Source organism: Psychrobacter sp. G, assembly GCF_000418305.1.
GTDB lineage: Bacteria > Pseudomonadota > Gammaproteobacteria > Pseudomonadales > Moraxellaceae > Psychrobacter > Psychrobacter cryohalolentis.
On the sequence record NC_021661.1, the window covers coordinates 667,867 to 683,037 of the forward strand.

Here is a 15,171-nt window from a genome sequence, read left to right on the forward strand (position 1 = left end):
AGGCAGGTTTTGCAGAGGAGATTTGGATTTGTGCAGGAAGTTTATCGTTGAAAAAGCAGGTTAAGAAATAATATCGTTCTTAGAGGTATTATTGGTTACTGACTGATAAATAACTAAGAATTCATCACTCTGGTCATTTAGTAGGGAACAAACGTTTTCCTGATAATTCTAACGCAGCTTGTAGTAATAGCTCCCATGCTGGCTGGATAATAAGACCTTTGATTGCCTGATCACAGCGATAAAGCAGAGCAGGCCACGCGGCTGATTGCGCTTTTGACTGACGACGACAGGCTTGCTGATATAAGCCTTGTTTACTGCGCCAAATACCTAGGGCTTGCGGATCTTGTCCATCCATCAGTTGCATGATTTGTCGCATGTCTTTACTGATTGCCCATAATACTAAGGTTGTTGGCTCATCCGTGGCTTTGAGCTGAAATATGATTTTAGCGACTTGGGCACTATTGCCAGCAAGCATCGCATCGGACAAATCAAACACGCTAAACTGCGCATCGCTGACCAATGCCGCTTGTAAGTCATTAATATCTAGTGCGACCTGTGATAGGTGCGGGCTAGAGTTTGTAGTTTCTTGAATGGCAGCATCATTATTTGCCATGAGTTGTGGGGCAAACAAATAGGATAAACGCCATAAGGTTTGATAGGCACTGAGCAAATGATGTTCAGTATGTGACATGAGTAGCTGCCACGCTTCTTGCGATAGCTTTAAGCCAAACTGCTGCGCTTGTATCTGCAATAACTGCTGACGCTGCTGCTCATTATACAAATTACAGTCGATGACGTGACCATATTGCGCAAATGGCGTGAACCACTTGCTGCTCTGAGCGCGTTTGTCTTGTTTTGGGGTCAACCATAATAAGCTATGACTGTGGCTGCCTGCTTGAGCGTCCTGTGCAAAGCGTTCAAGTTCTGTAATGACTGCCTTATCAGGTTTATGGTTGCCTGTGACAATCAAGGCACTGGCATCATCAAATAAAGACTGGCTGCCAAGCTCTGACAATACTTCTTGCCAGCTCTTAACTGATACCAGCTCGATACGCTTAATGGCGTAATTCTGCGCGCGCCAATGTGGACGCAGCGCATCGATGAGCCATTGACTTAATAATGGCTCGTCACCATGTGCTAGCCACAAGCCTGCTACAGCAACTGAGGATCGCTGTAGTTTTGGATAAGCTTGTATAAAAGTATCTTGCATAAAAGGCTAACGCACACAAAGTTGTGAATAAAAAAGCAAAGCCAAAAAATTGCTAAGCTACATTTGAGCTATATTAAGGTTTGGGTACAAGAATCGCCGTAGCGCCTGTACCTTTACCGATTTGCGCAGAAGTAGTGGCGCTGGCAGGTGTCACCTTTGGCAATGCAATCGCGACATATTGATCGGTGATACGTCTTGCTAAACTGTCATAGAGCCATTCACGAATTTGATCACCTTGCTGATCGTCGGTGCTCACTGACGCTTCGTTATACTGATAGCTACGTTCAACTTGAATCGGATTACTGAGCGTTATAGGCTTACCATTATCTATGCTTTGATAGCTAACATCGGCTGATATCACTAAACGAATTTCTGTTAATACGCCGACCAATTCATAACGCTTAAAACGTACGTTATTGACAGTAATCGCAGCGATGGTTTCAGCGCCTACGTTTTGATTGTTACTAGCGACATCAGTCAATGTCATGTTAGTAATGACATCAACGCCCAATGCCTCAAGGCGCTTTGTGAGCGGCAGCTTCAGTGGGAATGCAGTGCGATTGTCTTCGATAATTACCGCGGTCTTCGCCACATCAAACAGCATGGGCGCATCATAACCGCGTAGTTGAAAGCCGCAGCCACTAAGACTGGCAGTTGCCCCAACGATGGCAAGCATTGGCAAAGATGCAAGTAATGCGGTCGCTAGTTTCTGTCTATTCGAATTATTAGGCATGGGCTTTTTCCCTTACATGTTGTTTGATATGACGACATAGCATGGTGCTTATCCGTCATAATCGCTATTCTTATTATGATAAGAAAACCTAAAATATCCGCGTTTAATTATCCCTAACCTGCAACCACGATATTAACCAGTTTATTCGGTACGACGATCTCTTTTTTGATCTCGCCAGTCAGGAACTTTGCCACACCTTCAATCGCGCGTGCCTGTGCTTTTAGCTGCTCAGGGTCGCTGTTTGGTGCCACATCCATTTTGCCGCGCATTTTTCCATTGACCTGAATCACCATGGTAATCATATCTTGTACCAATGCACTTTCATCGACCATAGGGTAATTTAAGGTGACGGTATCAAGCCCTAATTGCTCAAGTAAATGCTCGCCAATGTGTGGCGCATATACCGACAGCATAATCAATAAATCAGTCAAGGCTTCATGCTGGACTTGCAGATCTTGTTCACTGCTTGCTTTAAAGTTGCTCAGCTCATTAGCAAGCTCCATTAGGCTAGAAACTGGCGTATTGAGTGCTAGGCGTTTACCCAAGTCACTATCAATCTTGCCAATGGTTTCATGCGACTTACGGCGCAAGGCTTTAGCTTCTTTGCTTAAGCTATCCGTATTTAAAGCATCACTATTGAGCGATTCAAGACTTAAGTTGGCATCAGTTAACGCTTGGATATGCTCAGAAGCAATGCGCCATACTTTTTTAACAAAGTTATAAGGACCTTTTAGTGCATCATCTGACCATTCAAGTGTTTGGTCAGCAGGCGCAGTAAATAAGGTGTAAAGACGAACAGTATCCGCGCCATATTTATCAATGGTAAGCTGCGGGTCGACACCATTATTTTTTGACTTTGACATTTTTTCGATTTTGCCAATCGTCACCGGCTGTCCATCTGATTTAAGGATGGCTTTAATCGGCTGACCGCGCTCGTTAAAGTCAATATCGATGTCTTTAGTAAAGTAATAAGTGGTACTGCCATCGCTATTCACGCGGTAGAAAGTACCTGCAAGTACCATTCCTTGAGTCATCAAATTGGCAAAGGGCTCATCGCCTGATACTAAGTTTTCATCACGCATCAGCTTATGGAAGAATCGTGCATAAAGCAGATGCATAACGGCGTGTTCTACACCGCCGATATATTGGTCAACCGGTAACCATTTATTCGCCGCCGACTTGTTGACCATGTTGGTTGTATCGTGTGGGCTGGCAAAGCGCGCATAGTACCAGCTTGATTCTACAAAGGTATCAAAGGTATCGGTTTCGCGCTCAGCAGGATTGCCACATTTAGGGCAAGTGGTATTCACAAATTCTGGAATATTTTTTAGTGGATTGCCACGACCGTCCGGAACGACGTCAGTTGGCAAGACAACCGGCAAGTCTTGCTCTTCAACGGGCACTGTGCCGCAATGCTCACAGTTGACCATTGGGATAGGGCAGCCCCAATAACGCTGGCGTGAAACACCCCAATCACGGAGACGGTATTGAATTTTTTTCTTGGCAAGCTCTTGAGGCTCAAGTTTGGTTAGCATCGCTGCAAATGCTTGTTCGAAATCTAAACCGTCAAATTCGCCTGAATTGACCAAGGTATTACGCTCAGTATAAGCACGATTGTCATTACTTTCTTCTACATCATCAAAGTACCCTGCAGGAATCTCAATCACTTGTTTGATAGGCAGGCTGTACTTAGTAGCAAACTCATAGTCGCGCTCATCGTGAGCAGGTACTGCCATTACCGCACCTGAGCCATAGCTCATAAGTACATAATTGGCAACCCAAACAGGCACTTCTTCGCCAGTCAATGGATGGGTCACGGTTAGACCCGTATCCATACCGATTTTTTCGGCTTTAGCAAGGTCTGCCTCAGCGACTGAGCCTTTCTTACAAAGGGCGCAAAAATCTGCAATCGCTTTATTGTTCTCTGAGGCATATTGAGCTAGCGGGTGCTCTGCAGCAACTGCCACATAAGTGACACCCATCAAAGTATCAGGACGAGTGGTAAAGACGTCTAAGCTATTGCTTTGACCAGCCAGCTCATAAGGGAAATGGACTTCCATACCTGAGCTACGACCAATCCAATTGCGCTGCATAGTAATTACTTCAGAGGGCCAATGACCCTCTAGCTGATCCAAATCATCAAGCAGCTCATCAGCATAATCAGTGATATTAAAATAATACATCGGAATATCACGCTTTTCGACCATAGCGCCACTACGCCAGCCTTTACCATCGATGACTTGCTCATTGGCTAGGACAGTGTTATCAATCGGATCCCAGTTGACGGTTGCAAGCTTTTTATAAACCAGACCTTTTTTATATAACTGCAAAAACAACCACTGCTCCCACTGATAATATTCAGGGCTACAAGTGGCAAATTCACGTGACCAGTCAATAGACAAGCCAAGCAATTTTAGCTGGGCGCGCATGCTGTCAATATTCTCAAACGTCCACTTGGCAGGCGGCGTCTGATTGGCAATCGCGGCGTTTTCTGCTGGCAAGCCAAAACCATCCCAGCCCATTGGCTGCATGACTTCATAACCTTTGAGCCGATAATAACGGCTCAACACATCAGAGATAGTATAGTTGCGCACGTGACCCATATGCAGCTTACCACTTGGGTACGGGAACATTGACAGCATATAACGGCTTGGTTTATCACTTGGCTCATTGCTGACTTCAAAACGCTTATCTGTTGCCCATTTGGCTTGCTGCTGCGCTTCGATAAGTTGCGGCTGATATTGGGTCTTGTCGCTAGAAGTATTATTAGTATGGTTAGTATTAGCAGTTTCTGCTGTTACGGCGTTGGTCATAGTTGGCTCGGAATCGGTTATTACAGATAAATGGGGTGAAATTTTATAATGCCATAGCATAGCTTAATTTGGCGAAAATTGCGACGATAGGATGTCGCCTTTCATTGATTACCTAGTGGCTTTTCAGCTTATATTCGGCGCTTGCCGATATCTACATTTGCCATGTGCCAGCTTCAAGCATTATTTGAGTATAATAAACAGTAACATTCTTGACAAGGAGACATTATGACCATCACTATTTACGGTATCAAATCTTGTAGCACCATGAAAAAAGCCTTTACCAAGCTTGATGAGTTGGGCGTTAGCTATAACTTTCATGATTATAAAAAACAAGATATTGATAAAGAAACGATACAGCGCTGGGTGGATAGCCTAGGTATTGATAAAGTATTAAACAAACGCGGAACGACATGGCGTAAGCTAGAAGATGCTCAAAAGCAAGCGGCGGATAGCGATGTGGATAAATCCATTGATTTACTCATTGAAAATACCAGTATGATTAAGCGTCCGATAGTTGAAGGTGAGCTGACTGATAAAAATAAGCCGATATTATTATGTGGCTTTGATGAAGCCGAGTTTGATAAAGTTTTTTCGTAAAAGACTACTGCTACCATCAATAAAGCCCGAGCTAAGAACCTCTTAGCTCGGGCTTTGTAACACCTAAAATAAACCAAATCACACTTGCGAGCCATATAAGCAAGACGTAAAAGCGAATTTGTTCGGCATTCCAATCTAGTGCAAACCACTCAATGAGGAAAAATGATTTCCACCCTTCTATCCATTTTGCGCCACCATAGCCAATAATCCACCAGCAGTACGAGCTTTCTAAGATAAAAAGTAGACACCAAAGCCACAATGCCATGATTTACTCCTACTATTCTGCCAATGATTAGCCTAGATCTCGACTGATTAATGTACCAACACCTTCGTTGGTAAAAATCTCTAACAGCGTCGCATGCGGTACGCGGCCATCGACGATAACAGCACTTTTTACGCCGCTACGAACGGCATCAAGCGCACATTGAATTTTAGGAATCATGCCGCCTGAAATCGTACCATCTTCAATTAGGCTGTCCACAGTTTTAGGCGTCAAACCAGTGACGACTTCGCCATCACGACCCAATACTCCTTTGATATTGGTTAATAGCATGAGTTTCTCTGCCTGCAAGAATTCGGCGACTTTACCAGCAACCAAATCCGCATTGATATTATAAGTATTGCCTTCTTCATCGACGCCAAGAGGGGCGATAACAGGGATAAAGTCAGAAGCAATCAGCATATTAATCACGTCTTTATTGACGCTAACCACATCCCCGACAAAGCCTAAATCTACCGGTACAGCAACACCATCTGCGCCAACTTTTTCCATCATCAATTTTTTAGCCAAGATTAAATTGGCGTCTTTACCAGTTAGACCGATAGCGCAGCCGCCATGTTTATTGATCAAGCTCACAATCGATTTATTAACATTGCCGCCAAGTACCATCTCGACGATATCCATGGTGTCCTTGTCAGTAACGCGCATCCCATCAATACGGTCTGAGTGCCGCCCAAGCTCTTTTAATAAATTATCCACTTGTGGACCGCCACCATGTACGACCACAGGATGCATACCAACGGTTTTGAGTAGGACGATATCTCGGGCAAATGAGCTTTCAAGCGCAGGATCAGTCATGGCATTGCCGCCGTATTTGACCACAATGATTTTATCGACGAAGCGTTGAATATAGGGCAGGGCGGTGGTCAAGACTTCAGCAGTAATTTTGGCTTCATCTAAATTCAAGGTCATTATAAACTCCTAAAATACGGTGTTAAGCGATTGGTTGTTGTTATAAAAAGTCATAAATAACAAAGTTACATTTGTGATAAAAAATAGTTTTGATAACTGACTACTGAGGGGAAATAGCTACAATCTGCGCAGCTAGATTTTCATCAAAAGGACGGCATAGCGCGGCAAATTTTGCTTGAATATCTTGTAGATATGCCATGCTGTCTCCTGCAAAGCGCGCGGTTAAATTGTGACTGGTATTTGATTGACGCAGTACGCCAAAACCATGCGCGAAATCTAGACGCACGCCATCAATACAGCTCAGAGTTGTACCTATTGGCAATAAGTCTTTGGCTTTCTCTATGCTGATAGGGAGGTTTTTTATAGAGCAGCTACAAAGCGTCCGCTGACAGGTACTAAGTACTTGATATTCAGCCTGAGTAGGCAGTGGAGCGGTTACTTTTATGAGTTGTTGTAAATACACGCATAGTCGAGTTAGCTGCTCAATGATTGAGCAATCAGTTGACGCACTTACTGGCAGTGGTAAATAATGATCGGCAGTACTGACAATGTTTGGTAATTGATAGATGATATTGGCAAGATTTGTTGTAGAATTTAGACTATTTGAGTTATCAGCTGCCAGCCAATGCAACAGTCTTAAAGCTGCGTATATGGCATCATCATAGACAATAAAGCGACTGTCGTTAAAGATAAAATGCCCCGATAACTCTCCAGCAAATACGATTTGCCCAGCAGAGTCCTGCATCTGTTGGCGCATTAGACTACTGCCAGTCTTGCTGATGATAGGTTCTGCGCCAAGCTCAGTCAGTAGCTTCGGCAAATGATGCGAACATTTAATATCAAAGAGAATTTGCGGCGGAGATTGCAACTGGGTATAAGCGACTGGACGCTCAGTCAATATCACCTTTGCTAATAAGTAGAGCAAGTGATCGGGTGTGACTACCTTACCTATATTATCGACGATCATTAGTCGGTCGCCATCACCGTCAAAGGCGATACCTATATCTGCCTGATGATTAACGACGCTTTGCTGCAACTGTTTGAGCCGATTTGGCTCGGTAGGATCGGGATTTCCAGCAGGGAAATCTCCATTAGGAGTGTCATTAAGCCTGATAACATGGTGGCAAAAACGATCAAACAATTGTGGCGCGATATGACTGGTCGCACCATGCATACAATCGATAACAACCATCAAATCTAGCTTGGTAAGAAATGATTGGTTATCATGCGGATAAAGCTCTTTGAATACTTGCACAATAGCATCGATATAATGTGTCGCTACTTGCTCAGGCGATAAAGACATTTGCTGATTGCTAATAGGGTTATCCACTACATGTCGTGGAGTGCTTAACGCTTTATAGCCTTTTTGATTGTCTTCTTTATCAATCACTTTTTGAAAATCAGTATTTTTAAACCTGTTTTCTTGCAGGCAGCCTTTAGGCAAACCACTTTTTTCAAGCATACTGTTGTCTAAAGAACATAGAGCTAGTTGCTGCTGAGTCACTTGCTGATAGAGCGTCTGAATATCTTCAATGCTAGGGGATTGATGGTTGACCAACCACTTAATACCTAAAACATCTCTCGCAGAATGACTAGCAGTCACGATAATACCGTGTCCCTGATATTGCTCAGCCCAAAATACCATCATAGGCGTGGTAATCAGTCCCAATTGGATAACTTGTAGACCGCATTGGATCAATATAGTGGCAAGGTTTTGAGCAATGACATCGCTATCACGACGTACATCATAGCCAATCACGACGATATTTTTTTTGTTATCACTGTCTTGTTGAATGCGATAAAGATGCGCAAAGGCGTATCCTAAAGCTTGAACAAAGTCATCATTAAAATACTGGCGTGAACCACGAATATCATATGCACGAAATAAGGAGTGCTGCGCAGCAAAAAACGGCATCTTTTACTTCCTTATTGTTGTGATTGATATGCTAATGGTTGATGAAAAATAAATCGTCTAAGAGTATTAGGCGTATAGCTGATCGTTATTTTAGAATAGCTACTACTGACGACCGGAGTGTCCAAAACCACCAGCACCGCGCGCACTGGTATCGCTAAATTCTGTCACGACTTCAAATTCAGGACGGGCAACAGGGACAACCACATATTGTGCCATGCGTTCTGCAGGACTTAATACAAAGTCTTCCTGGCTACGATTCCAAATACTGACCATCAGCTCACCTTGATAATCAGCATCGATAAGTCCAACCAAGTTACCCAAAACAATGCCATGCTTATGTCCAAGACCTGAACGCGGTAAAATCATGCCTGCAAAGTTAGGATCTTGTATATAAACCGCCAAACCAGTACCAATCAAATGGGTGGCACCCGCTTTAATCGTTAAAGGCTCATCAATACAAGCGCGCAAATCAATACCTGCGCTGCCGTCAGTGGCACGAGTAGGCAAAGAAAACGCTTTATCTTCAGTGATTTTAGGGTTTAAGACTTTAACTTGTACAGCTTGCATAACGCACTCACTTAACGATTTAATGGTTTTATAAACAGAATGAATTTAGGGCGTGCCCTAATTTTTAAATTTAATTGCTTAACAACAACTATTTTTATAAATAGCTGATGATTTTTAACTTTTATTTTCTAAATTTTAATAAGCGATTGATTAAAGAATCAGTATACTTGCCAAGCCCAAAAACGACATAAAGCCAACAATATCCGTTACCGTGGTTAGGATAACAGAGGCAGATAATGCCGGATCAATATTCATGCGCTTTAGCATCAGTGGAATACTAATGCCCGAGACATTGGCAGCGGTCATATTAATCGCAATCGCTAGACCGATGACCGCGCTGATTTTAATGTTATGAAACCACAATTGCGCAATAAACGCCATAATTATCGCCCATATGATACCGTTTATCGCCCCAACCCACAGCTCTTTATTTAATAACCATACGCGGTTAGAGCCACCGATTTGCCCCATTGCCATACCGCGAATGACGACGGTAAGCGTCTGCGAGCCTGCAATACCGCCCATGCTAGCGACCACGGGCATGAGAATTGCCAATGCCACCACTTGTGCCAATACTTCCTCAAACTGTCCAATTACAGCCGCAGCTAATAGTGCCGTACATAAATTGATACCAAGCCAAATACTACGGCTTTTTGCACTGGTCAAGATAGGCGCAAACAGCTCTTCATCTTGACTGACACCAGCAAGGTTCTTCATGGTGCTATCGACATCATCTTGGATAATTTCCATGATGTCCTCACCGTTTAATTGACCGACTAGCTCGCCATGGCTGTTAATCACTGGGGCAAAACGAATGTCTTCTGAGCGAAAAATCGCCGCCGCATCTTGAATGTCCAAGCGATCATTGATGGTAATAGCGCTATCAATCAAATCGGCAACTAAGGTGCTTTGGTCATGCTTAATCAAATCAGCGAGACTTAATAAGCCAAGCAGTTGCTGGCTTTGATCGACAACCAATAGCTCTTGGCTTTCATCATCAAGCAGCTCAATATCTTCTCGCAGCCAGTTTTGAACATCAGCCAGCGTCATGTCTTCTTGGACTTGAATAAGCTCAGGATCCATATAGCTGCCAACTTCCCAGTCGGCATAGGTATCGAGTTTATTGACCTGAATACGTATTTCTTCATCCAATGTCGCCATCACTGAAGTACGCACACTTTCGGTAACGGTGTCTAAAATCTCTGAGATATCTTGTGCATCAAGATCTTGGGTAAACAGTGATATCTCTTTTGACGAGATATTTTCCATCAATGGCTGGCGTGTATCAAACTCTAGCTCAGCTAATACTTCACCTTTGATATTCTCTGGGACTTGTGCCCAAATCAGTAGTCGGCTCTGAGTTGGGAACGACTCTAGTAAGTTGGCAATCTCATATTCTGACTGCTTCCCTAAAAACTCAGTAATCGCCTCATATGCCTTGTCCGCAACCAACTCTTGCAAATAGAGTAGTTTATACTCAGCGTTAGATTCAGCCGGATTATAATCTCCCTGTCGTGTCGATGGTCGTGCAGAATTCGGCGTAGGAGCGGGCATAAAAGTTCCAAGTTTTCAAAATATGTAAATAATAATGACTAAGAGCTAAGCTTAATGAATGAGTTATATTTGTTAGCTTTTTAATGGTTAAACATTATCGATTGCCCAATAAAGCGCGAATATTAGCCAAGTATTCATCAGCAACTGCTGCGGGATCTTTGGTGGCTTTTTGTCTTTTTACTTTGGCAGGCCAATCGATATGATCTTCTGGCAACTCATCTAAAAATCGTGATTCAGACGTGACGCGCATTTGACCACCAGCACGGCGCTGAGTGGCTAGTGTCAAAGTTAGCTCGCGACGCGCGCGAGTAATGCCCACATACATCAAGCGCCGTTCCTCTTCGACCGTCTCGCTTAGGATAGAGTTGCGATGTGGTAGCATCTCTTCCTCAAGCCCCATGATATAAACAAAATCAAACTCCAAGCCTTTTGCCGCATGTAAGGTCATTAGATTAACTTTATTGGTGTTTTCTTCTTCCTGCTGCTGCTCCAGCATATCAAGCAATACCAGCTTGCGAATGATGGTATCAATGGTACGGTCTTCGTCTTCTTCGGCGCGATTAATCAGCGATTGAATACTTGTATAAAGCATGTCGATATTATCAATGCGGTTTTTTTCTTGCTGCGGTGTTTTAGAGTCACTACGCACAAAATCAATATAACCGGTTTCATCAATCATTTGACGGACAATTGGCACAGGGTCAGGATGTTGATCCAGCTCGCGAGTATAGTGCTCAATAAAGTCGCCAAACTCCTTTAAAGTACTATAAGATTTCGACGGTAAAACGTGGGCAAGACCAGCATGCGTACAAGAAGCCAGTAGCGAGATACTATGTTCTTGTGAAAATAAGCCAAGCTTTTCAAGCGTGGCTGGTCCCATGCCACGCTTGGGCGTATTAATCACGCGCAAAAATGCACTGTCGTCTTCTGGGTTTAAAATCAGACGTAAGTAGCTCATAACGTCTTTGATCTCACTACGAGCAAAGAACGACTGACCACCCGATAATTTATAAGGCACTTGCAGTTGACGCAACTGCGCCTCTAGCATCCGCGCCTGAAAGTTACTGCGATAAAGAACGGCATATTGTTCCCACTCATTGCCAAAGCGCAATTTATGCGTGACGATTTCTTTGGCGACACGCTCAGACTCATCATCATCATTACGGCAATTGATAATACGGATTTTTTCGCCTTGACCTTTATCTGACCAGAGTTTCTTTTCAAATAAATGTTCATTGTTGGTAATAACCGCATTAGCAGAGGTCAAAATACGGGTAGTCGAGCGATAGTTTTGCTCAAGCATGACGATTTTTAATTTTGGGAAATCCTCTTTAAGTAAACCCATATTTTCAGGTTTAGCACCGCGCCATGCATAAATAGATTGGTCATCATCACCAACGACCGTAAAGCGCCCTTGCGGTCCGACTAGATACTTAATCATTTCATACTGAGCGGTATTGGTATCTTGGTATTCATCGACCAGCAAATAGCGAATACGGTTTTGCCATTTATCACGTAGCTCTCGATTTTCACGCAGTATTTTGGTCGGTAAGACAATCAAATCATCAAAATCAACCGCGTTATAAGCCCGTAGATTGCGCTCATATAAAGCATAAAGCGTCGCAAAAATCATATCTTCTGGATCGTCTAAGGTTTCCATCGCCTTATCCGGCTCAATCAAATCATTTTTCCAATCAGAAATCATCTTGATTGCTTTACCAACCAACTCACGACTTTCAGCGCCGCTTAAGTTATCACGCATCATAAGCTCCATTAGCAAACGCTTGCTATCGTCGCTGTCCATAATGGAGAAATTGCCTTTCAATGGCGTATGAAGCAGCTCATATCGCAGAAACTGCAGCCCAAATTGGTGAAAGGTTGAAACCGTTAGACCACGGGTCTTTTCACTCGGTAGTAGCTTACTGACTCGAGCTTTCATTTCACGCGCCGCTTTATTAGTAAAGGTCACCGCCGTGATCCGCTCAGCAGGCATATTACATTCTTCGATCAGATAAGCAATCTTGCGGGTAATCACTGACGTCTTACCGGAGCCGGCACCTGCTAACACCAGTAGCGGACCAGATACGTAGAGCATGGCTTCTTGTTGTTTGGGATTAAGTTGACTCATAACGTGACCTGTAAGACAAAAGCAAAAAGAGGGTAGCAGTAAATCGTAAAATGCCACTAGATGCCATCAAGCGAAAAATACATTCGTTAAAATAGAGGGCATATTGGCATTTTAAATAGAGTAACTCACAGAATAATTTTAAAGTTTTAGGCAATCTGCGAGCAAAATTAGGTGAGTTATTATAAAGCAAAACTAAGGCTTTTGGGCAGGAGTTAGTAGCGTGGAATATATAAGATTATGAGGTATATATAAGGTACGTCTTGGAAAATGACATAGAGAAACATTTTGTTTCAATGAAAACCGTCGAAAATTTGGCCAATACAAGCTCATTTCCCATGAATAAAAATAAGGAGTCAGATTTAAGCATTATCCATTATGGAGGTGAAAGTGAAATAATTACAAGCTGTGACTAACTGCGCGGTTTATATAGATTTTTCATCTTAGTTAGCAGTCAATTAATAATACATTCTTTAAACTTTTAGAAGGTTTTTAGAGCAGGATGATGAATAATCTATAGCATAGTTTGCGGATAAAAAAACCTATTTTTTTTGCCGATAAAGTGACCGCTCAATGCAGTTAAAAACTAGCTTTTGATTGCCGATATGCGTATAGTACGTAAATAATTTATGCCAGTTGTCACGTCATTGTTGACCACGTGTAATGAGCTATTAAATCAATTAAATAAACTATCGAATATGACATTGATTTAATACGTTGATCTTACGTTGTTAGAAGATGCGTTGGGCGACCAGCCTTTATCCGCATATAGAGCGGACACTCTACAGTTGGTCAGATCTGACATCGTCGTCAATAAGCTTGATAATTGGTTGTTACCAGTACAGAACCTAACATGTGACTCAATGACAGTTACTTAAATACAGTGACAGTTGCTTAAGTGACAGTTGCTTTGTGTTTTCGTCTGCGTTATGCCTGTCGCTTGACGACCTTAATATGTAGGTCGGTGCTTGCGCGGCTTGTAACACTCGATTGGGTGAGGAGCACGTATTATCATGTCTGCTTTTAATTGGTCAGCCATTGCTTTTATTTTAGCCGCCATTGCGCTAGTTGTGTTTATGTTGGTTGTCCCGCGTCTACTTGGCGGTCGCTCACATGGCTCACAAAAAGAAGAGATATTTGAAGCGGGTGTTGTCGGATCTGGCAACGCCCGTATTCGTTTGTCTGCCAAATTCTATTTGGTGGCGATCTTCTTTGTTATTTTTGATCTAGAAGCCCTCTACTTATATGCTTATGCAGTCTCAGTTCGTGAAGCTGGCTGGCTTGGTTTTGCTGCTGCCGCTATATTTATAACCATCTTGATCATTGGCTTGGTATACGAGTTGAGTCTGGGTGCGATGAACTGGGCACCGGCTGATAAGTTACGCAAAAAAGCGCGCCTATATGCTGCACCCGCAGGCTTTAGTTTAGCTGATATCACCAAGTTCGATGGTGTTGATGAACTCATGGTCGATCCTACAGGCAAGATACCTGCGCAGTCCTCCGGTCAGATTAATGTTTCAAACAATATTGAGACCAATCGTCGTCACTTACAAAACATTGATCATATTAATACCACGGGTAATGTCACTTCTGTGGACTTTGCGACGTCTGCACAAACAGATAAAATGACGCGTTAATGAATAACAGTGCGTGTTAATTAGTGAATAACAAAATTATTTAATAATGAAGTTAAGGCAGTAGTGAGGGCAAATCATTGCCGCACTTTGTTTAACATAAAGGTTGTATGTTATGAAATACACATTAACAAAAGCCAACCCTGATGCAGATGTCTATCCTGCTCAGACAAGCCAAACTGTCAACGATCCAATGGAAGATGAAGTCAATAAAAACGTCTTTATGGGTCGTCTAGAAGATCTTGTGCATTCAACAGCAAACTGGGGGCGTAAGCACTCATTATGGCCATTTAACTTTGGTACCTCATGCTGTTATGTCGAATATGCGACTACTTTAACGGCGGTTCACGATTTGTCACGCTTTGGTGCCGAAGTTATTCGCGCCTCGCCACGTCAGGCAGATGTGATGATTGTTGCTGGTACTTGCTTTGTTAAAATGGCACCTGTTATTCAACGTCTATACGAGCAAATGCTTGAGCCAAAATGGGTCATCTCGATGGGTGCTTGTGCCAACTCGGGCGGTATGTATGACATCTATTCGGTCGTGCAAGGCGTGGATAAAATTATCCCTGTCGATGTCTATGTGCCCGGTTGTCCGCCACGTCCAGAAGCATTGATTCAAGGTTTGATGTTGTTACAAGAATCTATTACTAAAGAACGTCGTCCGCTGGGTATCCATGTCAATGATCAGGGTGTCTATCAGCCGCAGATGACGCCTGAGCGTGACCGTAAGCAAGCAGATCGTATCGCTGTGAAAAACTTACGTAGCCCAGATAGCATTTAGTTAAGCATTTTGGCGTAGTTATTAATAATTGTTAGAAGTGCGCGTAC

Annotated in this window: 12 protein-coding genes; 3 read left to right on the forward strand and 9 right to left on the reverse strand. The window is 43.0% G+C overall.

Going from position 1 to position 15,171, the window contains the following annotated elements; all coding sequences use genetic code 11:
• Positions 1-133: 133 nt before the first annotated feature.
• From holA to leuS, 3 genes are all read right to left on the reverse strand, one after another.
• Positions 134-1,210 carry a DNA polymerase III subunit delta gene (gene holA / locus PSYCG_RS02900; protein ID WP_020442856.1) on the reverse strand — a complete coding sequence of 359 codons (1,077 nt, stop codon included), beginning with the start codon at positions 1,208-1,210 and terminating at the stop codon, positions 134-136.
• 73 nt (positions 1,211-1,283) lie between these two features.
• Complete coding sequence (gene lptE / locus PSYCG_RS02905; RefSeq protein WP_020442857.1) at positions 1,284-1,943, reverse strand: LPS assembly lipoprotein LptE; 660 nt, start codon at positions 1,941-1,943, stop codon at positions 1,284-1,286.
• Between the two features lie 113 nt (positions 1,944-2,056).
• A complete protein-coding gene (gene leuS, locus PSYCG_RS02910) occupies positions 2,057-4,756 on the reverse strand; it encodes a leucine--tRNA ligase (RefSeq protein ID WP_020442858.1) in 2,700 nt (899 codons plus the stop codon).
• Positions 4,757-4,981: 225 nt separating this feature from the next.
• Between leuS and PSYCG_RS02915 the strand changes: the two genes are divergently transcribed.
• Entirely contained in the window at positions 4,982-5,353 is a 372-nt protein-coding gene (locus PSYCG_RS02915) for a Spx/MgsR family RNA polymerase-binding regulatory protein (RefSeq protein ID WP_020442859.1), read from the forward strand.
• A 31-nt stretch (positions 5,354-5,384) separates the two neighbouring features.
• Here the strand turns inward: PSYCG_RS02915 and PSYCG_RS02920 are convergent, their stop codons facing one another.
• The 6 genes from PSYCG_RS02920 to PSYCG_RS02945 all read right to left on the reverse strand — a co-directional run bounded on the left by PSYCG_RS02920 (position 5,385) and on the right by PSYCG_RS02945 (position 12,709).
• A complete protein-coding gene (locus tag PSYCG_RS02920; protein ID WP_020442860.1) occupies positions 5,385-5,618 on the reverse strand; it encodes a hypothetical protein in 234 nt (77 codons plus the stop codon).
• A 27-nt stretch (positions 5,619-5,645) separates the two neighbouring features.
• On the reverse strand, positions 5,646-6,545 hold the full coding sequence (gene argB / locus PSYCG_RS02925; protein ID WP_020442861.1) for an acetylglutamate kinase: 900 nt from the start codon (positions 6,543-6,545) through the stop codon (positions 5,646-5,648).
• Between the two features lie 100 nt (positions 6,546-6,645).
• On the reverse strand, positions 6,646-8,460 hold the full coding sequence (locus PSYCG_RS02930; protein WP_020442862.1) for a phosphomannomutase: 1,815 nt from the start codon (positions 8,458-8,460) through the stop codon (positions 6,646-6,648).
• A gap of 102 nt (positions 8,461-8,562) precedes the next feature.
• Positions 8,563-9,027, reverse strand: a complete 465-nt coding sequence (dut, locus tag PSYCG_RS02935; protein ID WP_020442863.1) for a dUTP diphosphatase — start codon at positions 9,025-9,027, stop codon at positions 8,563-8,565.
• 150 nt (positions 9,028-9,177) lie between these two features.
• Positions 9,178-10,581 carry a magnesium transporter gene (mgtE, locus tag PSYCG_RS02940; RefSeq protein ID WP_020442864.1) on the reverse strand — a complete coding sequence of 468 codons (1,404 nt, stop codon included), beginning with the start codon at positions 10,579-10,581 and terminating at the stop codon, positions 9,178-9,180.
• A 94-nt stretch (positions 10,582-10,675) separates the two neighbouring features.
• Complete coding sequence (locus tag PSYCG_RS02945) at positions 10,676-12,709, reverse strand: UvrD-helicase domain-containing protein (protein ID WP_020442865.1); 2,034 nt, start codon at positions 12,707-12,709, stop codon at positions 10,676-10,678.
• Between the two features lie 1,010 nt (positions 12,710-13,719).
• On the opposite strand from PSYCG_RS02945, the gene ndhC reads away from it, so the two are divergent.
• Both ndhC and PSYCG_RS02955 read left to right on the forward strand, forming a co-directional pair.
• Entirely contained in the window at positions 13,720-14,343 is a 624-nt protein-coding gene (gene ndhC / locus PSYCG_RS02950) for an NADH-quinone oxidoreductase subunit A (RefSeq protein WP_020442866.1), read from the forward strand.
• Between the two features lie 112 nt (positions 14,344-14,455).
• Complete coding sequence (locus PSYCG_RS02955) at positions 14,456-15,124, forward strand: NuoB/complex I 20 kDa subunit family protein (protein ID WP_011512925.1); 669 nt, start codon at positions 14,456-14,458, stop codon at positions 15,122-15,124.
• Positions 15,125-15,171 lie beyond the last annotated feature (47 nt).